We start from the raw sequence: 22693 nt of genomic DNA, 5'->3' as shown, positions 1-22693 counted from the left end.
GCGGGCCGGGTGCCCGCGCCCTCCCTCCCGGCATGCGCGGCTCGGCACTGTCCGGCCCGGCACGTCTGGCGCACGAAAACTGACATCGCTAGTTTGTGTGCCGGACGACGCGGCCCCGCCGGGAGGAAGCAGCAGCATGAAGGCATACGACGGCCTCTACATCGACGGTGCCTGGCGCCCCGCCGCGAGCACCGACACCATCGAGGTCGTGAACCCGGCCGACGAGCGGGTCATCGCGCGGGTCCCGGCGGCCGGCCCCGGGGACGTCGACACCGCCGTACGCGCCGCGCGCGCCGCCCTGCCCGGCTGGGCCGCCACGCCCCCGGCCGAGCGCGCCGCCCGGCTGGCCGCGCTGCGCGACGCCCTCGCGGCCCGCAAGGACGAGATCGCCGAGACGGTCACCGCCGAACTCGGCTCTCCGCTCGCCTTCTCCCAAGCCGTGCACGCCGCCGTCCCGATCGCGGTGGCCGGCTCCTACGCCGAACTCGCGGCCGGCCACGCCTTCGAGGAGAAGGTCGGCAACTCCACCGTCCTGCACGAGCCGGTGGGCGTGGTCGGCGCGATCACCCCCTGGAACTACCCGCTGCACCAGATCGTCGCCAAGGCCGCCCCCGCGCTCGCCGCCGGCTGCACCGTGGTCCTCAAGCCCGCCGAGAACACCCCGCTGACCGCCCGGCTGTTCGCGGAGGCCATACATGAAGTGGGCCTGCCGGCCGGGGTGTTCAACCTGGTCACCGGTCTCGGACCGGTCGCCGGGCAGGCCCTCGCCGAGCACCCGGACGTGGACCTCGTCTCCTTCACCGGCTCCACCGCCGTCGGCCGGCGCATCGGCGCGGTGGCGGGCGGCGCCGTGAAGAGGGTCGCCCTCGAACTGGGCGGCAAGTCCGCCAACGTCATCCTGCCGAGCGCCGACCTGGCTCACGCCGTGCACGTCGGCGTCGCCAACGTGATGTCCAACTCCGGCCAGACATGCAGCGCCTGGACCCGGATGCTGGTCCACCGCGACCGCTACGACGAGGCGGTGGACCTCGCCGCCGCTGCCGCCGCCAAGTACGCCGACCGCATCGGACCGTTGGTCAGCGCCGCGCAGCGGGACCGGGTGCGCGGCCACATCGAGAAGGGCCTCGCCGAGGGCGCCCGCCTGGTCGCCGGTGGCCCCGAATCCCCCCGCGCGCAGGGCTACTTCGTGTCGCCCACCGTCCTCGCCGACGTCACCCCCGAGATGACCGTCGCGCAGGAGGAGATCTTCGGCCCGGTCCTGTCCGTGCTGCGCTACGAGGACGAGGAGGACGCCCTGCGCATCGCCAACGGCACGGTCTACGGCCTCGCGGGCGCCGTCTGGGCCGGCGAGGAGGCCGAGGCGGTGGCCTTCGCCCGCCGGATGGACACCGGCCAGGTCGACATCAACGGCGGCCGGTTCAACCCCCGCGCGCCCTTCGGCGGCTACAAGCAGTCCGGCGTCGGCCGCGAACTCGGCGCGCACGGCCTCGCCGAGTACCTCCAGACCAAGTCCCTCCAGTTCTGAGACCATATCCGCCCGCTGCCAAGGGAGTTCCGCCCGCATGGCCGTACGAGCCGCCGTCCTGCCCGCCATCGGCGCCCCGCTGGAGATCCTCGCCGTCGAGCTGCCCGCACCGGGCCCCGGCCAGGTCCGGGTCCGCCTCGCCGCCGCCGGCGTCTGCCACTCCGACCTGTCCCTGTCCAACGGCACCATGCGCGTCCCGGTCCCCGCGATCCTCGGCCACGAGGGCGCCGGCACGGTCGTCGCGGTGGGCGAGGGCGTCACCCACGTCGCGCCCGGCGCCCCGGTCGTCCTCAACTGGGCGCCCTCTTGCGGCACTTGTCACGCCTGCGGGCTCGGTGAGGTCTGGCTGTGCGCCGACGCGCTCACCGGCGCAGCCCGCGTGCACGCCCGCACCGCCGACGGCACCGAACTGCACCCCGGGCTGAACGTCGCCGCGTTCGCCGAGGAGACGGTGATCCCCGCGTCCTGCGCGCTGCCGTTGCCGCCCGGCATCCCGCTCACCGATGCCGCCCTCCTCGGCTGCGCCGTCCTCACCGGCTACGGCGCGGTCCACCACGCCGCCCGGGTACGCGCCGGCGAGACGGTCGCCGTGTTCGGCGCGGGCGGCGTCGGCCTCGCCACCCTCCAGTCGGCGCGGATCGCGGGCGCCTCCCGGATCATCGCCGTGGACGTCTCACCGGAGAAGGAGGACCTCGCCCGCGCGGCCGGCGCCACGGACTACCTCCTCGCCTCCGACACCACCGCCCGCGAGATCCGCGCCCTCACCGGCAGGCAGGGCGTCGACGTCGCCATCGAGTGCGTCGGCCGCGCCGTCACCATCCGCGCCGCCTGGGACGCCACCCGCCGGGGCGGCCGGACCACCGTCGTCGGCATCGGCGGCAAGGACCAGGAGGTCACCTTCAACGCCCTGGAGATCTTCCACTGGGGCCGCACCCTCTCCGGCTGCGTCTACGGCAACTCCGACCCGGCCCGCGACCTGCCCGTACTCGCCGACCACGTCCGCGAGGGCCGCCTGGACCTCTCGGCACTGGTCACCGACCACATCTCCCTGGATGACATCCCGACCGCCTTCGACACCATGCTCGCGGGCAAGGGCGGCCGGGCCCTGGTCGTCTTCTGAGCCCCCGCGGCCGCCCTGCTCCGCCCCCTGCCGAAACCGCCCCCGCCCCCCAGCGGCTCTGCCCCCTAAACGCCCTGCCCCGCCCGCCCGTACTGCTGCGCAAGCCCCTCCAGCAGCGCCGACAGCCCCGCCTCGAAGGCCCGCTCGTCGATCTTCTCCTGCTGCTCGGCGAGCAGATGGGCCTGCCCGAGGTGGGGATAGTCGGCGGGGTCGTACGCGCTCGCGTCGTCCACGAAGCCCCCGGCGAACGAGCCGAGCGCGGAGCCCATGATGAAGTACCGCATCAGCGCGCCGATCGAGGTGGCCTGCGCCGGCGGCCAGCCCGCGTCGACCATCGCGCCGTACACCGCGTCCGCGAGCCGGAGGGCGGCCGGGCGGCGGCCGGGCCCCCGGGCCAGCACCGGGACGATGTTCGGGTGGGCGCGCAGCGCGGCCCGGTAGGAGACCGCCCAGTCGTGCAGCGCGGTCCGCCAGTCCCGGCCGCCGTCGAACATCGACAGGTCGACCAGCGCGCTCACCGAGTCCGCGACCGCCTCCAGGATCTCGTCCTTGGTGCGGAAGTGGTTGTAGAGCGAGGGCCCGCTCACCCCCAGCTCGGCGGCGAGCCGGCGCGTGGAGAGTGCCGCCAGGCCCTCGCGGTCCACGAGTTCCCGGGCCGTCTCGACGATCCGGTCGGTGCTGAGCAGGGGCTTGCGCGGTCGGGCCATGGCGCACATAGTAGGGTCCCGAACTGAAACTAGCAGTGCTAATTTAAATGTACGGCTTTCAAAGACGTACCGCTGCCAAGAACCGTCCGTGTGGGGTGATCACGTGGTGAACCTGGGTCTCAGCGAGGAACAGGCGGCCGTACGACGGCTCGCCCGGGACTTCGTGACGCGCGAGATCGCCCCGCACGTGATCGCCTGGGACCGCGCCGAGGAGGTCGACCGGGGCATCGTGAGAAAGCTCGGCGAGGTCGGCTTCCTCGGGCTGACGGTCCCCGAGGAGTACGGCGGCTCGGGCGGCGACCACCTGTCGTACTGCCTGGTCACCGAGGAACTGGGCCGAGGCGACTCCTCCGTGCGTGGCATCGTCTCCGTCTCGCTCGGCCTCGTCGCCAAGACCATCGCCGCCTGGGGGAGCGAGGAGCAGAAGCGGCGGTGGCTGCCGGGGCTGACGTCCGGCGCGTACGTCGGCTGCTTCGGCCTCACCGAACCGGGCACCGGCTCCGACGCCGGCAACCTCACCACCCGGGCCGTACGCGACGGCGACGACTACGTCCTCGACGGCACCAAGATGTTCATCACCAACGGCACCTGGGCCGATGTGGTGCTGCTCTTCGCCCGCTCCACCGACGCCCCCGGCCACCAGGGCGTGACCGCCTTCCTGGTGCCCGCCGACACCCCCGGCCTGACCCGCCGTACCGTCCACGGCAAGCTCGGGCTGCGCGGCCAGGCCACCGCCGAACTGGTCCTGGAGGGCGTGCGGATACCCGCCTCGGCGATGCTCGGCGAGGAGGGCAAGGGCTTCTCGGTCGCCATGTCCGCGCTCGCCAAGGGCCGGATGTCGGTGGCCGCCGGCTGCGTCGGCATCGCCCAGGCCGCGCTCGACGCCGCCGTCGGCTACGCGGGGGAGCGCGAGCAGTTCGGCAAGCCCATCGCCCGCCACCAGCTGGTGCAGGAGCTGATCAGCGACATCGCCGTCGACGTGGACGCGGCCCGGCTGCTGACCTGGCGGGTCGCCGACCTGATCGACCGGGGCGAACCCTTCGCCGTGGAGTCCTCCAAGGCCAAACTGTTCGCCTCCGAGGCGGCCGTGCGCGCCGCGAACAACGCGCTCCAGGTCTTCGGCGGCTACGGCTACATCGACGAGTACCCCGTCGGCAAACTCCTGCGTGACGCCCGCGTGATGACCCTCTACGAGGGCACCAGCCAGATCCAGAAACTGCTCATCGGCCGCTCCCTGACCGGGGTTTCGGCGTTCTGAGTACCCCGTCTGAGTACCCGCGCGGATGTGCGGCGCGCTCCGGCGGCGGATGCTCGGTGCCATGAGTGAGACACCGGTCAAGCAGCAGAGCACGGCCGCCTTCTACGGCCAGTCCGTCGCCTCCTTCGCGGTCGCCATGGCCGCCGCCGCCATCGGCATCTACCGGCTGGACGCCAACGCCTGGGTGCGGGCCTTCCTCGCCATCGCCGTCCTCTACCTCGTCACCTCCGCCTTCACCCTCGCCAAGGTGATCCGGGACCGGCAGGAGGCCGGCCAGATCGTCAGCCGCGTCGACCAGGCCCGGCTGGAGAAGCTGCTGGCCGAGCACGACCCCTTCGAAAAAACCCCTGAGCGGCCACACTAAGCGCTCGCTCACCGTCGGCGGTATGGTGGTGCCTCTGTCAAGTGGTGCTTCTGTCACCGAGAGGGGCCGAGCGAGCGATGAGTACGGCGGAGGAGACGACCGGCGGCGAAGTGGAGCCGTGGGAACAGGTCACCCCTGACGCGGCCCGGCGGCTGCTGGTCGCCGCCGTGGAGGCCTTCGCCGAGCGCGGCTACCACGCGACGACCACCCGCGACATCGCCGGCCGGGCCGGGATGAGCCCGGCCGCGCTCTACATCCACTACAAGACCAAGGAAGAGCTGCTCCACCGGATCAGCCGGATCGGGCACGACAAGGCGCTCGACATCCTGCGCACGGCCGCCCGCCGCGAGGGCACCGCCCGGGAGCGGCTGGCCGACGCCGTCAGCTCCTTCGTCCGCTGGCACGCCGGGCGGCGCACCACCGCGCGGGTCGTGCAGTACGAGCTGGACGCGCTCGGCCCCGAGTCCCGCGCGGAGATCGTCGCGCTGCGCCGGCAGGTGGACGCCGAGGTGCGCGGGATCATCGAGGACGGCGTCGCGGCCGGCGAGTTCGACGTGCCCGACGTGAAGGGCACCACGCTCGCGGTGCTGTCACTCTGCATCGACGTGGCCCGCTGGTTCGACGTCAACGGCCCGCGCACCCCCGAGCAGGTCGGCGAACTCTATGCCGGCCTGGTGCTGCGGATGGTGGGCGCGCGCTGAGACGCGCCCGCGCTCTGACGTATCAGAGGTAGTAGCGGGAGACCGACTCCGCGACGCACACCGGCTTGTCGCCGCCCTCGCGCTCCACGGTGAAGGCGACGGCGACCTGGACACCGCCGGTGACGTCCTCGACACCGGTGACGGTCGCGGTGGCGCGCAGCCGGGAGCCGACCGGGACGGGGGCGGGGAAGCGGACCTTGTTGGTGCCGTAGTTCACGCCCATGCGCACGCCCTCGACCCGGATCAGCTGCGGGCCGAACAGCGGGAGCAGGGACAGCGTGAGGTAACCGTGCGCGATGGTCGTCCCGAACGGGCCCTGGGCCGCCTTCTCCGGGTCGACGTGGATCCACTGGTGGTCCCCGGTGGCCTCGGCGAACAGGTCGATCCGCTTCTGGTCGACCTCCAGCCAGTCGGTGTAGCCCAGCTGCTCGCCGACCGCCGCCTTCAGCTCGTCGGGGGAGGTGAAGGTCCTCGGTTCTGCCATGTTCCCGGCCTCTCGCTCGCGTCTCTAAGCAACTGCTTAGCATGGTCGGGCGGGAGGGCGATGTCAACGGATGGCACGGGTGAGCGGATCGGTAGGCTCTGAGGAGTGCCCCAGATCCCCGAGAAGATCCACGAGCTGACCGTCGGCCAGCTCTCCGCGCGCAGCGGCGCCGCCGTTTCCGCCCTGCACTTCTACGAGTCCAAGGGCCTGATCAGCAGCAGGCGCACCACCGGCAACCAGCGCCGCTACACCCGTGACACCCTGCGCCGGGTCGCCTTCGTCCGGGCGGCCCAACGGGTCGGCATCCCGCTGGCCACGGTCCGCGAGGCCCTCGCGGAACTCCCCGAGGAGCGGACCCCGACCCGCGAGGACTGGGCCCGCCTCTCCGAGAAGTGGCGCTCCGAACTCGACGAACGCATCCGCCGCCTCAACCGACTCCGTGACCACCTCACCGACTGCATCGGCTGCGGCTGCCTCTCCCTGGCTACCTGCGTCCTCTCCAACCCCGACGACGCCACGGGCGCCCGCCTGACAGGCTCCCGCTTGCTGCCCGAGGGCCACTGAGGGCTGCGGGGCTCGGGCGGCGGGGTTCTGCCTGGTTCCGGCAGCGGTCCCGCCGCGAGCATGGACAAGGGCACCGCCCGCAAGACCGAGCGGGACGGCAGGGACGGAGGGGATCCCACAGCTGGCCACGTCCTTCGCGAACAAGAGGCAAGCGGATCAGCCGCTGGTAGAGTCGCGATCTTCGGCCGGCGGCGACGCCGTGCGCGGAGTACCGACGGGACCGAACTCCCTTGCGCTCACCCGCACTCACCGCGGCCCTCGCGGATATCGACACCGTCTTCGCCGGCTGCGTGAGCCCCGGCGAGAGCGGCTGTGGCCGCTGTCACCTCCCCGAGGAGGTCGCCTATCTGCGCACGCCGGACGTATCCGTCCCGGTGGACGTGGTCGAGATGTTCATGAGAGAGGTCTCCGACCACTTCGACGACAACGCGGCGGCCATGCGCCGCCTGCTTCCCCCGGCGGCACGCGCGCTGGCCGACGGCGCCTTCGACCGCCTCGGCTGGGAGGCGCAGGGCCTGCACCAGGTCGACTGGCGCTCCTGGCCCGCCGAGCAGGCCTCGGCCGTGGAGAACTTCGTGTTCGCCTGGTGGCAGGAGACCCTGGCCACCCCCGAGCCGCCGTACCCCGTCGCCGACGTCTTCGAGACCTGCACCGGCATCCTCTCCACGATGACCCCCCTGCTCGACCGGTGGCCCTCGGCTCCCGTCGCCGACGCCCACCTCGTCAGCTGTGCGGACTCCTGGCTCTACGACCTCCAGTGCGACGACTGGCCGTTCTCCTGGTGGCACGCCGACCAGGACGCCGGTGTCGCCGAACTCCAGGCGTGGTTCGCCCGGCACGCCGCGCCCCGGCTGCGCGCACGGGGCGAGCACGACCTGGCCAAGCGGGCGGAGCTGGTAGGGCTGCCCGATCCCCTCCGGTGGGACGACCCCTACTGGGCCAGCGCCTGAGCGACCAGCTCGGCGTTGGAGGCGGCCCGGCGGCCGTCCGGCAGCAGCAGGGTGTCCTCCACGCCGATACGGGTGTCCAGGCCCAGCCGGCCGGCCAGCCGCAGCACCGGCCAGGTGCCGCCCTCCTCGCCGTGCAGCAGCACCGGGCGGCCGAACGCCCGGCCCAGCTCGGCCAGCAGCGCCCACGCGGACTCCTCGGCGGTCGCCGGGTCCGGGTCGGTCACCTCGGCCAGCACCCTGAGCACCCGGGGCCCCAAGGGGGAGGCCCCGAAGCGGGCCGCGCCGTCCGTGCCCGACCAGATGCCCGCCTCCACACCGACGCCCATCTCCAGCAGCTCGGCGGCGATCGCCTCGGCGCCCTCCTCGTGCCAGTTGACCGAGGCGAAGTCGGGCCGCACCGCCCAACCGCGCACCCGCGCCAGCCGGTCGGCCGGATCGGGTTCGGCCCACGCGCCCGTGGTCACCCCGACGGGGACCCGCACCCGGGCGCGCACGGCCTCCAGCACCGGCGCCAGCACGCGCGGGGAGAGACTGTCCTCCCCGCACGGGTTCTTCGGATGGACGTGGACCGAGGTGGCACCGGCCGCGACCGCTTCGGCCGCCGCCCGCGCCAACTCACCCGGGGACGTCGGAACCGCCGCGCCGTCCGCTGCCGAACGCCGCCCGTTGAGACAGACCTGCACCATCCCTCGATGGTGCCAGCCCGCACCGCCCCACGGCCATGAGCCATGAGCCAGGAGCCACAAGCCCCCGAGCGGCCCACGCCCCGAGCCCTCAAGCCCCCGCAGCCCGAAGCGCACCCCCAGTCCGAAACGCGCCCCCAGCCACAGCCGCGCGCCCCCAGACACAGTCACGCGCGCCTCTCGCGCACCCCCTCCCACCAGCCCCGCACGGGCCCGTCACGCCGACATGAGCAACCGTTCCCGCCGAGCGAACGCCAGCGCCCGGTCCGTCAGCACCGGACGCGGGACCAGGATTCCGCAGTCCGCGCAGACCGGGCCGGAGGACGGATCGTGGTCCAGGCCGTACCGCCAGACCAGGTGCTCGCCGGCGCAGACCGGGCAGCAGGAGCCCGGGGCCCGCTCCAGGGCGGCGATCAGCCGGCGCAGGACCTCGGCGAGCGGCGCCCTCGGGTGCACGCGCGGGTCGTCGCACCAGGCGACCCCGAAACCGCCCCAGGTCATCCGGTGCCAGTCGTCCACACTGCCCGGCCGCCGCAGCCCGTCGTGCTTCTCCTTCCTGCGCCGCTCGGTGAACTCCGTCTCGTACGCCTGCCAGACCGAGCGGGCCTCCTCCAACTCCTCCAGCGCGGCCACGAGCCGCGCCGGTTCGGGGGAGCGGTCCTCGGGGCCGAACCCCGCCCGGGAGCACAGATGGTCCCAGGTCGCCCGATGCCCGTAAGGGGCGAACTTCTCAAGGCACTTGCGCAGTGAGTACCGCCGCAGTGCCAGGTCACAGCCCGGATCGCGTACCTGTCTCGCCAGACTCCGGAAACCTGCCATCGCCCTGCACCTCCGTCACACCTGCACCTGTACTCCGGTCACTTCGGCTTCGTCGCGCGGACGTCGTCGAGTAGACGTATCGACAGGCGAATCGGCTCCATCTCTTCTCGGGTCGTCCTGGGTCACGCTTCTTGAAAAGTGACGCATGTTCACCTTTTAACGTGGGGATACCGGCGGTAACGTTCGCGCACCCTTGTCCTAGGAGCTGCCATGCAACGGCGAACCCCACGTAACGCCTTCGACAGAGTGAGAACGTCCCGCAGACTCTTCGGGTTCCTGAAGACGGCGTCGGTATGCGTACTGATAACCGGTCTTCTCGTCCCGCTCACCCAGACGGCCGCGTCGGCGGCCGGCACCGCCGCCTCCAACGACTACTGCGGCGGCCAGTGTTCGGACATCCTGCCGCCCGGTGAGAACGGCAACGCCACCCTCGCGCAGATCCTCCTCAACCAGGCCTTCGGCACCCAGCCCGCGCACGCCGAGGACCAGCTCGGCCCGTACGCCAACCTCGCCACCGGCTACCCGGCCCTGACCGACGCGAAGATCAACACCTTCTTCAACGACGCCTCCTTCGGCGTCCCCGCCGACCAGATCGCCTCCACCGAGAAGCCCGGCGGGCGCTCCGACGTCACCATCGTCCGCGACAAGAAGACCGGTGTGCCCCACATCACCGGCACCACCCGCTACGGCACCGAGTACGGCGCCGGATACGCCGCCGGCGAGGACCGGCTGTGGCTGATGGACGTCTTCCGGCACGTGGGCCGCGGCCAGCTCACCGGCTTCGCCGGCGGCGCCGCCGCCAACCAGGGCCTGGAGCAGCAGTTCTACCGCAACGCCCCCTACACCGAGGCCGACCTCCAGGCGCAGATCGACAACGCCGTGGCGAACAGCGGCGACCGGGGCGCGCAGGCCCTCGCTGACGTCAAGGCCTACCTGGACGGCATCAACGCCTACATCGACGCCTCCGACAGCGGCCGCTACTTCCCCGGCGAGTACGACCTGACCGGGCACAAGGACGCCATCACCAACGCCGGCACCATCGAGCACTTCAAGGTGACCGACCTGGTGGCGCTCGCCTCCGTGATCGGCTCGCTGTTCGGCTCCGGCGGGGGCGGCGAGGTCGACAACGCCCTGTCCCTGATCGCCGCCCAGTCCAAGTACGGCGTCGAGGAGGGCACCAGGGTCTGGGAGTCCTTCCGTGAGCGCAACGACCCCGAGGCGGCCCTCACCGTGCACGACGGGCAGAGCTTCCCCTACGCCACCAAGCCCGCCGACGCCCAGGGCGAGGCCCTGCCCGACGCGGGCAGCGTGACCCAGGAACCCCTCGTCTACGACCGCACCGGCAGCGCGGCCACCGCCGCCGCCAAGGGCATGTCCACCTCGGCGGCCAAGGCCACCCTCGGCTCGGCCAGGCGCGGCATGTCCAACGCCCTGGTGGTCAGCGGCAAGCACACCGCGAGCGGCCACCCCATCGCCGTCTTCGGACCGCAGACCGGCTACTTCGCGCCGCAGCTGCTGATGCTCCAGGAGATCCAGGGCCCCGGCCTCAGCGCGCGCGGCGCCTCCTTCGCGGGCCTGAGCATGTACGTCGAACTCGGCCGCGGCCAGGACTACTCGTGGAGCGCCACCACGTCCGGCCAGGACATCATCGACACCTACGCCGTCGAACTGTGCCAGGACGACTACCACTACCTGTACCGCGGCACCTGCACGGCCATGGACAAGGTCGAGCAGAAGAACTCCTGGAAGCCCACCCTGGCCGACGGCACGGCGGCCGGTTCGTACACCATGCGGGTGTGGCGCACCAAGTACGGGCCGGTGCAGTACCGGGCCACCGTCGGCGGCAAGAAGGTCGCCTACACCACCCTGCGCTCCTCGTACCTGCACGAGGCCGACTCCATCATCGGCTTCCAGATGCTCAACGACCCCGACTACGTCAAGGGCCCGGCGGACTTCCAGCGGGCGGCGCAGCACATCAACTTCACCTTCAACTGGTTCTACGCCGACTCCCAGCACACCGCCTACTACAACAGCGGCGACAACCCGGTCCGGGCGACCGGCGTCGACGCCGAGTTCCCCGTCTGGGCGCGGCCGGCGTACGAGTGGAAGAACTGGAACGGGGACGGCAACACCGCCGACTACACCCCGCCCGCCGCGCACCCCAACTCCGTCGACCAGGACTACTACATCTCCTGGAACAACAAGCAGGCCCAGGACTACACCACCGCGTCCTGGGGCGACGGCTCGGTGCACCGCGGCGACCTGCTGGACGACCGGGTCAAGAAGCTCGTCGCGGCCGGCGGCGTGACCCGTACCAAGCTGGTGCAGGCCATGTCGGACGCGGCCGTCGCCGACCTGCGCGCCGAGGACGTGCTGCCCGAACTGCTGAAGGTGGTCGACTCGGCGGCGGTGACCGACCCCACGGCCGCCGCCGCGGTGAGCAAGCTCCAGGCGTGGGTCAGCTCGGGCGCCAAGCGCACGGAGACCTCGGCCGGCTCCAAGACCTACGCGAACGCCGACGCCGTCCGCATCCTGGACGCCTGGTGGCCGCTGCTCGTCAAGGCCGAGTTCGAGCCGGGTCTCGGCACCGACCTCTACACCGCCCTCACCCACAACCTGCCGGTCGACGAGGCACCCTCCGCCGGTCACGGCCCGACCGGCTCGCACGCCGGAAGCTCCTTCCAGTACGGCTGGTGGAGCTATGTCGACAAGGACATACGGGCGGTGCTCGGCGAGAACGTCCAGGGCGGGCTCGCGCACACCTACTGCGGCGGCGGGAGCCTCACCGCCTGCCGTGACACCCTGATCAGCACCCTCAAGCAGGCGGCCGGACTGACCGCCGCCCAGGTCTACCCGGGCGACGACCAGTGCTCCGCCGGCGACCAGTGGTGCGCCGACTCGATCGCCCAGCGCACCCTGGGCGGCATCAAGCACGGCAAGATCAGCTGGCAGAACCGGCCGACCTTCCAGCAGGTCGTGGAGTACACCTCGCACCGCTGAGGCGACCGATGAGGTGACCGCCGGCGGACACCGGCGTGACACCGGCGGCGGGCCGTCCGGCACGGCCCGCCGCCCCGCGCCTCACCGGTACAGCAGGTACTCCTTCCGGACCCGCCGGAACGCGTCCAGCTCCGCCCGCCAGGCGCCGGTCACCTCGTCGGTGCCGGCGCCCGCGTCGATCATCGTGCGCACCCGCGTGGAGCCGGTGAGTTTGTCGATCCAGTCGTCCGAGCGCCACGCGAAGCCGTCCCACACCTCGCGGGCGGTCACCAGCAGCGCGATCCCGGTGCGTACGGGGTCGAAGGCCGCCCGGTCGTGCACATGGACCTGCACCCCGCCGACCGTCTTCCCCGCGAACTTGGAGAAGGTGGGCGCGAAGTACGCCTCCCGGAACCGGACCCCGGGCAGCCCCAGCCCGTTCGTGGCGGCGGCCCAGCGCCCGTCGATCCCCTCGGCGCCGAGCAGTTCGAAGGGCCGGGTGGTGCCCCGCCCCTCGGAGAGGTTGGTGCCCTCGAACATGCCGGTGCCCGCGTACACCAGCGCCGTGTCCGCGGTGGGCATGTTCGGGCTCGGCGGCACCCACGGCAGCCCCGAGGCGTCGTGGAAGTCGCCGCGCCGCCAGCCGGTCATCAGTACGGTGTCCAGCTCGGCCGGCGTGCCCAGGAACTCCCCGTTGAACAGCCGGGCCAGCTCGGCGACCGTCATCCCGTGCGCCTGCGCGATCGGCTGCCGGCCGACGAAGGTGGCGAACTCCTTGTGCAGCACGGGCCCTTGGGCCGCGCGTCCGGTCACCGGGTTCGGCCGGTCCAGGACGACGAAGCGCTTGCCCGCGAGCGCCGCCGCCTCCATGCAGTCGTACAGCGTCCAGATGTAGGTGTAGAAGCGGGCGCCCACGTCCTGGATGTCGAAGACGACCGTGTCGACTCCGGCGGCGGTGAACACGTCGGCCAGCGGACGGCCGCTCTTGAGGTAGGTGTCGTAGACCGGCAGCCCGGTCGCCGGATCGTCGTAGCGGCCCTCGGAGCCGCCGGCCTGGGCGGTGCCGCGGAAGCCGTGCTCCGGGCCGAAGACCGCCGTCAGCCGGACCCGGGAGTCGCGGTGCATGACGTCGACGATGTGCGCGGAGTCCCGGGTGACGCCGGTCGGGTTGGTGACGACACCCACCCGGTCGCCCGCCAGCAGGGCGTAGCCGTCGGCCGCGAGCCGCTCGAAGCCGGTGCGCGGTCCCGTGCGCGGTGCCGCGCGGTGCCGGGGCTGCGGAGCCGCCGCCAGGGCGGAGGTGGCGAGCACACTGCGTCGGGACAGGTCCATGGATGCCTCCGATGGGGGGAAGGTGCCGTGCGTGACCCGGGCGCGCCCGCGCTGAGGCGCCCCTTGAACGTTGGTGCGGTCGGCCTTCCTTTACACATACCGACTGGTTAGTCTGTCGGGGCTGAGCCGAGTCGCGTCGTGTCGACGTCGCGTCGACGCCGTGTCGAAGGAGACCGATGGTGGAAGCCGTGCGGGATGCGGGAGTGGTCGTCACCGGGGCCGGAGGCGGGATCGGGGCCGCGCTGGCCCGCCGGTTCGCCGCCGAGGGCGCCCGGGTCGTGGTGAACGACCTGGACGCCGAGAAGGCCAAGGCGGTGGCGGCGGAGATCGGCGGGACCGCCGTACCGGGCGACGCCTCCGCGATCGTCGCCGAGGCCCGCGACGCGCTCGGCGGCACCGTCGACGTCTACTGCGCCAACGCGGGCGTCGCCTTCGAGGACGGCGGCACCGGCGGACCGCTGGACGAGCGGTCCTGGGCCCTGTCCTGGGACGTCAACGTGATGGCCCACGTCCGCGCCGCCCACGAGCTGCTGCCCGGCTGGCTGGAGCGTGGCAGCGGCCGGTTCGTGTCCACCGTGTCCGCCGCCGGCCTGCTCACCATGATCGGCGCCCCCTCCTACAGCGTCACCAAGCACGGCGCGCTGGCCTTCGCCGAGTGGCTGTCCCTCACCTACCGCCACCGGGGCGTCAACGTGCACGCCATCTGCCCGCAGGGCGTGCGCACCGACATGCTCGCCGCCACCGGCAGCGCGGGCGACCTGGTGCTCCAGCCCACCGCCATCGAACCCGAGGCCGTCGCGGACGCCCTCCTCAAGGGCATCGAGCAGGACCGCTTCCTGATCCTGCCGCACCCGGAGGTCGCCGAGTTCTACGAGGCACGGGCCGCCACCCCCGACCGCTGGCTGGCCGGCATGAACCACCTCCAGCGGAAGTGGGAGCAGGCCCGGTGACCGCCGCCCCCGCCCGCTACGCCGACAAGCCCTGGCTCGCCCTCCTCGACGACGCCCAGCGCGCCCCCGTCGCCCCCGCCGACTCCCTCGTGCACGCCCTGCGCCGCGCCGTCGCCGAGGCACCCGGGCGGACCTTCCTCGCCTACTTCGACGGCCGGCTGACCTACCGCGAGGTGGACGAGCTGAGCGACTCCGTCGCCGCCCACCTCGCCGCGCGCGGACTGGAGCCCGGCGACCGGGTGGCCGTACTGCTCCAGAACTCGCCGCACTTCGTGCTCGCCGTGCTCGGCGCCTGGAAGGCCGGGGCGACCGTCGTCCCCGTCAACCCCATGTACAAGTCGGCCGAGGTCGCCCACGTCCTGCGCGACGCGGAGCCGGCCGCGCTGGTCTGCTCCGACCGGGCCTGGGAGTCGTACCTCAGGGACACCGCGGCCGGCTCCCCGGTGCGGACCGTGCTCACCGCCTGCGAGCGCGACCTCCAGACCCGCGACGACCCCCGGGTGCTGTCCTTCGCACGGCTGCCCGAGGCGCCCGACGCCGACGACCTCGTGACCGTCGCCCGCCGGGGCGGCACCGCACCCGGGGGCCGCGCCCCGCGCCCGGACGACATCGCGCTGATCAGCTACACCTCGGGCACCAGCGGCACCCCCAAGGGCGCCACCAACACCCACCGCAACATCATGTACAACGCCGAACGGCAGCGCACCGGACTGCGACTGCCCGAGGCACCCGTCTACTACGCGCTCGCGCCCCTGTTCCACATCACCGGCATGGTCTGCGAGTTCGGCGCCTGCCTGAACAGCACCGGCACGCTGGTGCTGACCTACCGCTTCGCGGCCGGTGTCGTCCTGGACGCCTTCGCCGAGCACCGGCCGCACTACACGGTCGGCCCCTCCACCGCGTTCATGGCCCTGGCCGCCCACCCGGACGTCACCCCGGACCACTTCGCCTCCTTCCGGGCCGTCTCCTCCGGCGGCGCCCCGCTGCCGCCCGCCCTCGTGGAGAAGTTCCGGGCGGGCTTCGGGCCGTACATCCGCAACGGCTACGGCCTCACCGAGTGCACCGCCCCCTGCGCCTCCGTACCGCCCCATCTGGAGGCCCCGGTCGACCCGCGCTCCGGCACGCTGGCCGTCGGGGTGCCCGGTCCGGACACGGTGGTGCGGATCGTGGACGACACCGGCGCCGAGGTGCCGTTCGGCGAGCAGGGCGAGATCGTCGTCGGCGGACCGCAGGTCGTCCCCGGCTACTGGCGGCGCCCCGACGCCACCGCCGAGACCTTCCCCGGCGGCGAACTGCGCACCGGCGACATCGGGTTCATGGACGAGCACGGCTGGCTGTACGTCGTCGACCGCAAGAAGGACATGATCAACGCGTCCGGTTTCAAGGTGTGGCCGCGCGAGGTCGAGGACGTCCTCTACACCCACCCGGCGGTCCGCGAGGCCGCCGTCGTCGGCGTCCCCGACGGCTACCGCGGCGAGACCGTCCGCGCCTACATCAGCCTCCGCCCGGGCGCGGCGGCGGACCCGGACGAACTCGCGGTGTACTGCGAGGAGAGACTGGCCGCCTACAAATACCCGCGCCAGGTGGAGATCCTGCCCGACCTGCCGAAGACGGCGAGTGGCAAGATCCTCCGACGGGAACTGCGTTCCCGCGCGCACGACGACAACGACGCCGGTCAGTAGGCGACGAGGAAAGGCAGGTGGCGGCTGTGCCCAGGACCACGGACAAGGACGGCACGCCCGTCCCGCAGCGGCTGCTGGCCGCCGCCACCCGGCTCTTCGCCGAGCAGGGCTACGACCGCACCTCCGTGCAGGAGATCGTGGAGGCGGCCGGCGTCACCAAGGGGGCGCTGTACCACTACTTCGGCTCCAAGGACGACCTGCTGCATGAGGTGTACGCCCGCATGCTGCGTGTCCAGCAGGAGCGGCTCGACGCGCTCGCCGACGCCGACGAGCCGGTGGAGAAGCGGCTGCGGGCGGCGGCGGCCGACGTCGTCGTCACCACCATCGAGCACCTCGACGACGCGATGATCTTCTTCCGGTCCATGCACCACCTCAGCCCGGAGAAGAACAAGCAGGTCCGCGCCGAGCGCCGCCGCTACCACGAACGCTTCCGCGCCCTGATCGAGGAGGGCCAGCAGGCCGGTGTCTTCGCCACGGCCACCCCGGCCGACCTGGTCGTGGACTACCACTTCGGCTCGGTCCACCACCTGTCGACCTGGTACCGCCCCGACGGCCCCCTCACCCCCCAGGAGGTGGCCGACCACCTCGCCGACCTCCTCCTGCGGGCACTGCGCCCCTGAGGGCACCGGCTCCTACCTCAGACGTACTTCTTCAGCTCCCGGCGCGCCAGCGACCGCTGGTGCACCTCGTCCGGACCGTCGGCCAGCATCAGGGTGCGGGCGCTCGCGTACAGCTCGGCCAGCGGGAAGTCCTGGCTCACCCCGCCCGCGCCGTGCAGCTGGATCGCCCGGTCCAGGATGCCGACCACCGCGCGCGGGGTGGCGATCTTGATGGCCTGGATCTCGGTGTGCGCGCCCCGGTTGCCGACGGTGTCCATCAGCCAGGCCGTCTTGAGTACCAGCAGCCGCAACTGCTCGACGGTGACCCGGGCGTCCGCGATCCACTCCTGCACCACGCCCTGCCGGGCCAGCGGCTTGCCGAACGCGGTACGGGAGACCGCGCGCCGGCACATCAGCTCGATCGCCCGCTCGGCCATGCCGATCAGCCGCATGCAGTGGTGGATGCGTCCCGGGCCGAGCCGGGCCTGGGCGATGGCGAAGCCGCCGCCCTCCTCACCGACCAGGTTCGCGACCGGCACCCGCGCGCGGTCGAAGACGACCTCCGCGTGCCCGCCGTGCGAGTGGTCCGCGTAGCCGAAGACGTGCATGGCGCGCTTCACCGTGACGCCCGGGGTGTCGCGCGGCACCAGCACCATGGACTGCTGACGGCGGATGTCCGGGCCGTCCGGGTCGGTCTTGCCCATCACGATGAAGATCGCGCAGTCCGGGTTCATCGCCCCGGAGATGTACCACTTGCGGCCGGTGATGACGTACTCGTCGCCGTCCCGCTCGATCCGCGTGGTGATGTTGGTGGCGTCCGAGGAGGCCACCTCCGGCTCGGTCATCGCGAACGCCGAGCGGATCTCACCCGCCAGCAGCGGCTCCAGCCACTGCTTCTTCTGCCGCTCGTCACCGAACTGCGCCAGCACCTCCATGTTCCCCGTGTCGGGCGCGGCGCAGTTCGTCGCGGGCGGCGCCAGGTGCGGGGAGCGGCCGGTGATCTCGGCGAGCGGCGCGTACTGGAGGTTGGTCAGCCCGGCGCCGTACTCGGCGTCCGGCAGGAACAGGTTCCACAGGCCCTGCCGGCGCGCCTCCGCCTTCAGCTCCCTCGCCACGGCCGGGGTGTCCCAGGGCGAGGCCAGCGCGGCCCGCTGCTCCTCGGCGACCGGCTCGGCCGGGTACACGTACTCGTCCATGAAGGCCAGCAGCCTGGCCCGCAGTTCCTCGGTGCGCGCGTCGAACGCGAAGTCCATGGGGCTCAGCCTTCCTGGAGGGTGGTCAGTCCGTGGTCGATGAAGACGGGTACGAGTTCGCCGATGCGGTCGAAGCCGCGCCCGACCGTCTGGCCCAGCGTGTACCGGTAGTGGATGCCCTCCAGGATCACGGCGAGCTTGAACCAGGCGAACGCCGTGTACCAGGAGACCTGGGAGACGTCGCGCCCCGAACGCGCGGCGTACCGCTCGATCAGCTCGCGTGGGGCGGGATGGCCCGGTGCCTCGGCGGTGGTGGAGACGGGAGAGGTGGGCATGCCGAGCGATTGGCTGTACATCACCAGCAGGCCGAGGTCGGTGAGCGGGTCGCCGAGGGTGGACATCTCCCAGTCGAGGATCGCGTTGATCCGGTCGTCCTCACCGATCAGCACGTTGTCGAGCCGGTAGTCGCCGTGCACCACGGTCGCGGCGGGGGAGGGCGGCAGGTCCCGGCCGAGCGCCGCGTGCAGCTCGTCGATGCCGGGCAGCTCGCGGTCGCGGGAGGCGTCGAGCTGCTTGCCCCAGCGGCGCAGTTGCCGGTCGAGGAACCCCTCCGGGCGGCCGAAGTCAGCGAGGCCCACCTCGGCGGGGTCCACCGCGTGCAGCTCGACCAGCGTGTCCACCAGCGACAGCACCGCGTCCCGGGTGCGCTCCGGGCCGAGCGGGACGAGCTGATCGGCGGTGCGGTACGGGGTGCCCTCGACGAACTCCATCACGTAGAACGGCGCCCCGAGCACCTCCTCGTCCTCGCACAGCAGCACCGGCCGGGGGACCGGTACGGAGGTGGGGTGCAGGGCGCTGATCACCCGGTGCTCGCGCCTCATGTCGTGCGCGGTGGCCAGGACATGGCCGAGCGGAGGGCGCCGTACGACCCAGCGGCCGGTGCCGTCGGAGACCGCGTAGGTGAGGTTGGACCGTCCGCCCTCGATCAGCCGGCCGCTCAGGGGGCCGGCGACCAGCCCGGGGCGTTCCCGGTCGAGCAGGGCGCGCAGCCGGTCCAGGTCGAGGCCGGGCGGGTGGTCGGCGCTCATACATCACTCCTACGAACGGGTGAACACGACGCCCCTCATGATGCCGACCGGTCGGTATGTCGTCCAGTGGGTGACGCGAACGCGACCGGAAACGTGACCGGGGCCACCCCGGCCGGCCGCCCCTGGGGGAGCCGGCCGGTGCGTTCCGGGCGGGTCAGTGGTCGTCCCAGTGGTCCCCGTGCTCGGCGTGCCGGTGCCCGTCGTGCAGATAGTCGACGTGGTCGCCGTGCGGCACCCACGCGTGCCCGCACTCGTCGTGGTGCACGTGCTCGTGACCCTCGTGCGCGCTGTGCCCGGCCGGCTCGCACTCGTCCCAGTGGCCGCCGTGCTCCCGGTGCAGATGACCGTCGTGCGCGTAGTCGACGTGGTCGCCGTGCGGGACGGCGGTGTGCCCGCAGTCGGGGCCGTGGCGGTGTGTCCCGTGGTCCGTGTGTTCCTGGTGCGGGGCGGTCATGGTGCTCACCTTCGGGGTACGGGGAGTTGGCACGCGGAGTTGACGACGCACAGGCTGCCACGCGAAAGGGATGTATCGGGGCACCCTGGTTGCGTGGCGGTCGCGTACCCGCGAGGTCTCGCCGATCCGCTCGCCCCCGAGGGCCGTCACCATGGCGTGGTCGGACGCCCGGGACCCGACGGCCTAGCCTGCGGCTCCCGCCGCGCGTACCTCGGCGAGCGCCTGTCGTGCCAGCGGGCCGAAGCCCTCGCCGTTGCCGGCGTCGATCCACTGGTCGAAGGCGATCTCCCAGGTGAGCGTGCCCAGTTGCGCGGCCACGCGCGCGGTCAGGTCCGGGACTCCCCGGTGCCTGAGGGCCTCGATCATCGAGGCGGTGAGGCCGATCCGTTTCAGGGCTTCGCGTTCCCGCAGTTCCGTATGGGCGTTCAGCACGGCCTGGCGCCGGCGGCTGAAGTCGCGGTGGTCGGCGGTGAAGAACGTCCGGCCGAGCGCGTCGAGGGCCTCCGCCACCGTGTCGAGCGGCCCGGCCCCCGGCGGCGCCGAGGCGATCCCCTCGACGAGCAGGCCGGCCACCGTACCCCCGCCGAAGAGCACCTCGCGCTTGTCCGGGAAGTGCCGGAAGAACGTGCTCTTGGTGAGCCCCGCGCGCTCCGCTATCTCGATCACGGTCGTGTTCTCGTAGCCGTTCTCCTCGAAGAGGTCGAGGGCGGCGGCAGCGAGTCGTCCTGGTGCGTCGGGTTGCCAGCGAGCCATGCGAACAGTGTACGGGACTTGGTCCCATCGCTTGCTGTAGGGTCGATGAGACCAAGTCCCATCACTGGCCAGGAGAGGTCATCGATGAGTAAAGCTGTGCGTTACGAGCGGTTCGGCGGTCCGGAAGTACTCGAAGTGCGGGACATACCCGAGCCGCACGCCGCGCCGGACGAGGTGCGCGTCCGGGTCACCGCGGCCGGGCTGAATCCGATGGACTGGCAGATCACCACGCAGCCCGACATGGCGGCGCGGTTCGGCATCACCCTGCCGGCCGGATTCGGCAGCGACTTCGCGGGAGTGGTGGACGAGGTCGGCGCCGAAGCGACGGGATTCGCGGTCGGCGACCGGGTGTACGGGGCCGCGATCGGCCGCTCCGTCGCCGATTTCGTGCTGGTCGAGACACCCGCGCCGAATCTGTGGCACACCCCGGAGGGCATCGCCGACGAGGTGGCGGCCACGCTTCCGGTGTCCGGCCTGACGGCCTCCGCCGCGCTCGCCGCGATCGGGCTCCGCGCCGGGGACACCGTCCTGATCGGTGGAGCGGCGGGCGGCGTAGGCATCTTCGCCGTGCAGCTGGCGAAGCTCGCCGGCGCCCGGGTGCTCGGCACCGCCTCCGAGGGCACGTTCGGATTCCTGCGCGGGCTCGGCGCCGAACCCGTGGCGTACGGCCCCGGCCTGGCGGACCGGGTGCGGGCCCTGGCCCCCGAGGGGATCACCACCGCCGCCGACCTGTTCGGAAGGGAGGCGGCCGAGACCGCGCTCAAGCTCGGCGTGGCACCCGACCGCGTCACCGTCGTGGCCGACGGCCCCGCCCCGCCGCCCGGTGTGCACAAGGCGGGCGCCGTCGACGCGGGTCCGGGCGCCATGGAGCGGATCGCCGAATTGATCAACTCCGGCGAGATCACGGTGCCGATCGCGGCGACCTACCCGGTCGAGCGGATCCGGGAAGCCGTGACCACGCAGGCCGAGAGGCACGCGCACGGCAAGATCGTGATCGCGCTGTGAACCGGCGCACGGGGGACTCGGCGGACGCCGCTCCAGCCGCCTCAAGGGTTTCCGCGGGATAACCCCTGGCCACCACGGATCCGGGTCGCTCGGGCGGTCACACCACCAGTACGGCCGCGCACACCGCCAGTGCCACCGCGCACAGCACCGCCGCCGTCGCCCGCCGGGCGGCCAGTGCCGGCGGCGGGGACCCGGCGGACAGCACCCGGATCCGGCCATGCGCCAGGCCCAGGAAGCACAGCCACAGCAGACAGCACAGCGCGGCCATGGTCACCCCGAGGGCCGACCCGTCGCGCAGTGCCGTCCGCACCGCGAGCACCGCGGCCACGACCGCCGACAGCGTCGTACGCCGCCACGCCAGCCGGGTCCGCTCGGGCTGGAGCCCGGGGTCCCGCCCGGCGCGCTGGAGCTCCGGGTCCCGCCCGGCCCGCTGGAGCCCCGGGTCCCGCCCGGCGCTCACTTCTCCCATCCGGCCAGCACCACGACCACCATCGCCACCGCCACCACCGCGACGACCACGCCCAGCAGCGCCGGGAACCGGGACGCCGGCAGGTCCTCGCCGCGCCGGATCGCCCGCTCGCAGCGCACCCAGTGGTTCACCGCGCGCAGCGCGCACAGCACCCCGGCCGCCAGCAGCGCGAGCGCGAGACCGGCCCGCCACGCCCAGCGCAGGTCCGGCAGGAACTGGTCCACCGCGAACCCGCCGCCGATCAGCGCCAGGGCCGTCCGCAGCCAGGCGAGAAAGGTGCGCTCGTTGGCCAGCGAGAACCGGTAGTCGGGCGTGTCGCCCTCGTCCCGCACCCGCTCCGGCGCGAACCACAGCCGGACGTTGTCCACGAATCCGCTCACGCCGCCGACCCTACCGGCGCCTCACCGCCCGGCCCGGAACGCCCGCAGCCGCTCGTACGCGGCCAGCCCGTCCGGCACCCACTCCCAGCTGCCGAGCCGCCGCTCGACCTCGTCCTCGGGCAGAAAGTCGTACCACTGGACCTCCTCCGCCTGAGGCCGTACCGGCAGCTCGCAGCGCACCTCGTAGACCGCGGACCACCAGGTGCGCCCGGCGCCGTCGTCGTACAGGAACTTGAAGAGGAACTCCGGCCGGGGCAGGCCGGACACGCCCAGCTCCTCCTCGGCCTCGCGCAGGGCGGCCTCGTCGTAGGACTCGCCCGCCCCGACGACCCCGCCGACGAACATGTCGTACAGGGCCGGGAAGACCAGCTTGGTGGCCGTGCGCCGGTGCACGAAGAGCCGGCCGGAGGCGTCCCTGACCTCGATGAACGCGCACCGGTGGCGCAGCCCGCGGGCGTAGGCCTCGCCGCGCGGATACCGCGCGATCACCCGGTCGTGCTCGTCGACGATGTCGAGGATCTCGTGTGCGGGGTCGTGTGCGGGGTCGTGTGCGGGGTCGTGTGCGGGGTCGGCTGGGTTCATGCCGTCATCCAAGCAGGCGGCGCCTCAGCGGCCGGTCCAGGACCCCGGGCCG

Annotated in this window: 24 protein-coding genes; 12 read left to right on the top strand and 12 right to left on the bottom strand. The window is 72.6% G+C overall.

Features of this window, described 5'->3' with window-relative positions; translation table 11 throughout:
- Window positions 1–136 precede the first annotated feature (136 nt).
- Entirely contained in the window at window positions 137–1525 is a 1389-nt protein-coding gene (locus NX794_RS12480; RefSeq protein ID WP_258778529.1) for an aldehyde dehydrogenase family protein, read from the top strand.
- A gap of 37 nt (window positions 1526–1562) precedes the next feature.
- A complete protein-coding gene (locus tag NX794_RS12475) occupies window positions 1563–2645 on the top strand; it encodes a Zn-dependent alcohol dehydrogenase (RefSeq protein WP_258778528.1) in 1083 nt (360 codons plus the stop codon).
- A gap of 65 nt (window positions 2646–2710) precedes the next feature.
- Here the strand turns inward: NX794_RS12475 and NX794_RS12470 are convergent, their stop codons facing one another.
- The gene (locus NX794_RS12470) at window positions 2711–3352 is read right to left on the bottom strand and encodes a TetR/AcrR family transcriptional regulator (protein ID WP_258778527.1); all 642 of its coding nucleotides are present in this window, start codon (window positions 3350–3352) and stop codon (window positions 2711–2713) included.
- 106 nt (window positions 3353–3458) lie between these two features.
- Between NX794_RS12470 and NX794_RS12465 the strand changes: the two genes are divergently transcribed.
- From NX794_RS12465 to NX794_RS12455, 3 genes are all read left to right on the top strand, one after another.
- Entirely contained in the window at window positions 3459–4610 is a 1152-nt protein-coding gene (locus NX794_RS12465) for an acyl-CoA dehydrogenase family protein (protein WP_258778607.1), read from the top strand.
- A 61-nt stretch (window positions 4611–4671) separates the two neighbouring features.
- Window positions 4672–4974 (top strand): YiaA/YiaB family inner membrane protein, encoded by a 303-nt coding sequence (locus tag NX794_RS12460; protein WP_258778526.1) that lies wholly within the window; start codon window positions 4672–4674, stop codon window positions 4972–4974.
- A gap of 77 nt (window positions 4975–5051) precedes the next feature.
- The gene (locus NX794_RS12455) at window positions 5052–5675 is read left to right on the top strand and encodes a TetR/AcrR family transcriptional regulator (RefSeq protein WP_258778525.1); all 624 of its coding nucleotides are present in this window, start codon (window positions 5052–5054) and stop codon (window positions 5673–5675) included.
- Window positions 5676–5697: 22 nt separating this feature from the next.
- Here NX794_RS12455 and NX794_RS12450 read toward each other — a convergent pair whose 3' ends face one another.
- Window positions 5698–6159 carry a MaoC family dehydratase gene (locus NX794_RS12450; protein ID WP_258778524.1) on the bottom strand — a complete coding sequence of 154 codons (462 nt, stop codon included), beginning with the start codon at window positions 6157–6159 and terminating at the stop codon, window positions 5698–5700.
- Between the two features lie 105 nt (window positions 6160–6264).
- On the opposite strand from NX794_RS12450, the gene soxR reads away from it, so the two are divergent.
- Both soxR and NX794_RS12440 read left to right on the top strand, forming a co-directional pair.
- Window positions 6265–6723, top strand: coding sequence for a redox-sensitive transcriptional activator SoxR (soxR, locus tag NX794_RS12445; RefSeq protein WP_258778523.1), 459 nt, complete (start codon window positions 6265–6267; stop codon window positions 6721–6723).
- A gap of 230 nt (window positions 6724–6953) precedes the next feature.
- Window positions 6954–7673 (top strand): hypothetical protein, encoded by a 720-nt coding sequence (locus NX794_RS12440; RefSeq protein ID WP_258778522.1) that lies wholly within the window; start codon window positions 6954–6956, stop codon window positions 7671–7673.
- Here the strand turns inward: NX794_RS12440 and NX794_RS12435 are convergent.
- Window positions 7655–8359 carry a 3-keto-5-aminohexanoate cleavage protein gene (locus tag NX794_RS12435; protein WP_258778521.1) on the bottom strand — a complete coding sequence of 235 codons (705 nt, stop codon included), beginning with the start codon at window positions 8357–8359 and terminating at the stop codon, window positions 7655–7657. The genes NX794_RS12440 and NX794_RS12435 overlap by 19 nt on opposite strands.
- Window positions 8360–8572: 213 nt before the next feature.
- On the bottom strand, window positions 8573–9175 hold the full coding sequence (locus NX794_RS12430; RefSeq protein ID WP_258778520.1) for a hypothetical protein: 603 nt from the start codon (window positions 9173–9175) through the stop codon (window positions 8573–8575).
- Between the two features lie 210 nt (window positions 9176–9385).
- On the opposite strand from NX794_RS12430, the gene NX794_RS12425 reads away from it, so the two are divergent.
- Window positions 9386–12175: a penicillin acylase family protein gene (locus NX794_RS12425; RefSeq protein ID WP_258778519.1), complete on the top strand. Its 2790-nt coding sequence runs from the start codon at window positions 9386–9388 to the stop codon at window positions 12173–12175.
- Window positions 12176–12256: 81 nt separating this feature from the next.
- On the opposite strand, the gene NX794_RS12420 is transcribed toward NX794_RS12425, so the two are convergent.
- The gene (locus tag NX794_RS12420) at window positions 12257–13486 is read right to left on the bottom strand and encodes an exo-beta-N-acetylmuramidase NamZ family protein (RefSeq protein WP_258778518.1); all 1230 of its coding nucleotides are present in this window, start codon (window positions 13484–13486) and stop codon (window positions 12257–12259) included.
- A gap of 176 nt (window positions 13487–13662) precedes the next feature.
- On the opposite strand from NX794_RS12420, the gene NX794_RS12415 reads away from it, so the two are divergent.
- The 3 genes from NX794_RS12415 to NX794_RS12405 are packed head-to-tail and all read left to right on the top strand — an operon-like array spanning window position 13663 to window position 16738.
- A complete protein-coding gene (locus NX794_RS12415; RefSeq protein ID WP_258778517.1) occupies window positions 13663–14436 on the top strand; it encodes an SDR family oxidoreductase in 774 nt (257 codons plus the stop codon).
- Complete coding sequence (locus tag NX794_RS12410) at window positions 14433–16118, top strand: class I adenylate-forming enzyme family protein (RefSeq protein ID WP_258778516.1); 1686 nt, start codon at window positions 14433–14435, stop codon at window positions 16116–16118. Before NX794_RS12415 ends, NX794_RS12410 begins: the two co-directional genes overlap by 4 nt.
- Window positions 16119–16144: 26 nt before the next feature.
- A complete protein-coding gene (locus tag NX794_RS12405) occupies window positions 16145–16738 on the top strand; it encodes a TetR/AcrR family transcriptional regulator (RefSeq protein WP_258778515.1) in 594 nt (197 codons plus the stop codon).
- A 17-nt stretch (window positions 16739–16755) separates the two neighbouring features.
- On the opposite strand, the gene NX794_RS12400 is transcribed toward NX794_RS12405, so the two are convergent.
- The 4 genes from NX794_RS12400 to NX794_RS12385 all read right to left on the bottom strand — a co-directional run bounded on the left by NX794_RS12400 (window position 16756) and on the right by NX794_RS12385 (window position 20205).
- Entirely contained in the window at window positions 16756–17970 is a 1215-nt protein-coding gene (locus NX794_RS12400; protein ID WP_258778514.1) for an acyl-CoA dehydrogenase family protein, read from the bottom strand.
- Window positions 17971–17975: 5 nt separating this feature from the next.
- The gene (locus NX794_RS12395; RefSeq protein ID WP_258778513.1) at window positions 17976–18998 is read right to left on the bottom strand and encodes a phosphotransferase family protein; all 1023 of its coding nucleotides are present in this window, start codon (window positions 18996–18998) and stop codon (window positions 17976–17978) included.
- Between the two features lie 154 nt (window positions 18999–19152).
- Window positions 19153–19452 carry a hypothetical protein gene (locus NX794_RS12390; protein ID WP_258778512.1) on the bottom strand — a complete coding sequence of 100 codons (300 nt, stop codon included), beginning with the start codon at window positions 19450–19452 and terminating at the stop codon, window positions 19153–19155.
- A 183-nt stretch (window positions 19453–19635) separates the two neighbouring features.
- Window positions 19636–20205 (bottom strand): TetR/AcrR family transcriptional regulator, encoded by a 570-nt coding sequence (locus NX794_RS12385; protein ID WP_258778511.1) that lies wholly within the window; start codon window positions 20203–20205, stop codon window positions 19636–19638.
- 84 nt (window positions 20206–20289) lie between these two features.
- Here NX794_RS12385 and NX794_RS12380 point away from each other — a divergent pair, with 84 nt between their 5' ends.
- Window positions 20290–21210, top strand: a complete 921-nt coding sequence (locus tag NX794_RS12380) for an NADP-dependent oxidoreductase (RefSeq protein ID WP_258778510.1) — start codon at window positions 20290–20292, stop codon at window positions 21208–21210.
- A gap of 97 nt (window positions 21211–21307) precedes the next feature.
- Here the strand turns inward: NX794_RS12380 and NX794_RS12375 are convergent, their stop codons facing one another.
- The 3 genes from NX794_RS12375 to NX794_RS12365 are packed head-to-tail and all read right to left on the bottom strand — an operon-like array spanning window position 21308 to window position 22641.
- Window positions 21308–21679: a DUF202 domain-containing protein gene (locus NX794_RS12375; protein WP_258778509.1), complete on the bottom strand. Its 372-nt coding sequence runs from the start codon at window positions 21677–21679 to the stop codon at window positions 21308–21310.
- Window positions 21667–22059: a YidH family protein gene (locus NX794_RS12370; RefSeq protein WP_258778508.1), complete on the bottom strand. Its 393-nt coding sequence runs from the start codon at window positions 22057–22059 to the stop codon at window positions 21667–21669. Before NX794_RS12370 ends, NX794_RS12375 begins: the two co-directional genes overlap by 13 nt.
- 21 nt (window positions 22060–22080) lie before the next feature.
- Window positions 22081–22641, bottom strand: a complete 561-nt coding sequence (locus NX794_RS12365) for an NUDIX hydrolase (protein WP_258778507.1) — start codon at window positions 22639–22641, stop codon at window positions 22081–22083.
- Between the last annotated feature and the right edge of the window lie 52 nt (window positions 22642–22693).

The organism is Streptomyces pyxinicus (assembly GCF_024753135.1).
Lineage (GTDB): Bacteria > Actinomycetota > Actinomycetes > Streptomycetales > Streptomycetaceae > Streptomyces > Streptomyces pyxinicus.
This window is presented reverse-complemented; position numbering and strand designations above follow the sequence as displayed.

Excerpts from the sequence above, each read along its gene's own strand:
- NX794_RS12435 (WP_258778521.1), bottom strand. The coding sequence starts at position 8,359 with ATGGTGCAGGTCTGTCTCAACGGGCGGCGTTCGGCAGCGGACGGCGCG.
- NX794_RS12425 (WP_258778519.1), top strand. The coding sequence starts at position 9,386 with ATGCAACGGCGAACCCCACGTAACGCCTTCGACAGAGTGAGAACGTCC.
- NX794_RS12385 (WP_258778511.1), bottom strand. The coding sequence starts at position 20,205 with ATGGCTCGCTGGCAACCCGACGCACCAGGACGACTCGCTGCCGCCGCC.
- NX794_RS12475 (WP_258778528.1), top strand. The coding sequence starts at position 1,563 with ATGGCCGTACGAGCCGCCGTCCTGCCCGCCATCGGCGCCCCGCTGGAG.
- NX794_RS12460 (WP_258778526.1), top strand. The coding sequence starts at position 4,672 with ATGAGTGAGACACCGGTCAAGCAGCAGAGCACGGCCGCCTTCTACGGC.
- NX794_RS12455 (WP_258778525.1), top strand. The coding sequence starts at position 5,052 with ATGAGTACGGCGGAGGAGACGACCGGCGGCGAAGTGGAGCCGTGGGAA.
- NX794_RS12415 (WP_258778517.1), top strand. The coding sequence starts at position 13,663 with ATGGTGGAAGCCGTGCGGGATGCGGGAGTGGTCGTCACCGGGGCCGGA.
- NX794_RS12470 (WP_258778527.1), bottom strand. The coding sequence starts at position 3,352 with ATGGCCCGACCGCGCAAGCCCCTGCTCAGCACCGACCGGATCGTCGAG.
- NX794_RS12380 (WP_258778510.1), top strand. The coding sequence starts at position 20,290 with ATGAGTAAAGCTGTGCGTTACGAGCGGTTCGGCGGTCCGGAAGTACTC.
- NX794_RS12400 (WP_258778514.1), bottom strand. The coding sequence starts at position 17,970 with ATGGACTTCGCGTTCGACGCGCGCACCGAGGAACTGCGGGCCAGGCTG.
- NX794_RS12430 (WP_258778520.1), bottom strand. The coding sequence starts at position 9,175 with ATGGCAGGTTTCCGGAGTCTGGCGAGACAGGTACGCGATCCGGGCTGT.
- NX794_RS12450 (WP_258778524.1), bottom strand. The coding sequence starts at position 6,159 with ATGGCAGAACCGAGGACCTTCACCTCCCCCGACGAGCTGAAGGCGGCG.
- NX794_RS12375 (WP_258778509.1), bottom strand. The coding sequence starts at position 21,679 with ATGGGAGAAGTGAGCGCCGGGCGGGACCCGGGGCTCCAGCGGGCCGGG.
- NX794_RS12420 (WP_258778518.1), bottom strand. The coding sequence starts at position 13,486 with ATGGACCTGTCCCGACGCAGTGTGCTCGCCACCTCCGCCCTGGCGGCG.
- NX794_RS12480 (WP_258778529.1), top strand. The coding sequence starts at position 137 with ATGAAGGCATACGACGGCCTCTACATCGACGGTGCCTGGCGCCCCGCC.
- NX794_RS12390 (WP_258778512.1), bottom strand. The coding sequence starts at position 19,452 with ATGACCGCCCCGCACCAGGAACACACGGACCACGGGACACACCGCCAC.
- NX794_RS12395 (WP_258778513.1), bottom strand. The coding sequence starts at position 18,998 with ATGAGCGCCGACCACCCGCCCGGCCTCGACCTGGACCGGCTGCGCGCC.
- NX794_RS12365 (WP_258778507.1), bottom strand. The coding sequence starts at position 22,641 with ATGAACCCAGCCGACCCCGCACACGACCCCGCACACGACCCCGCACAC.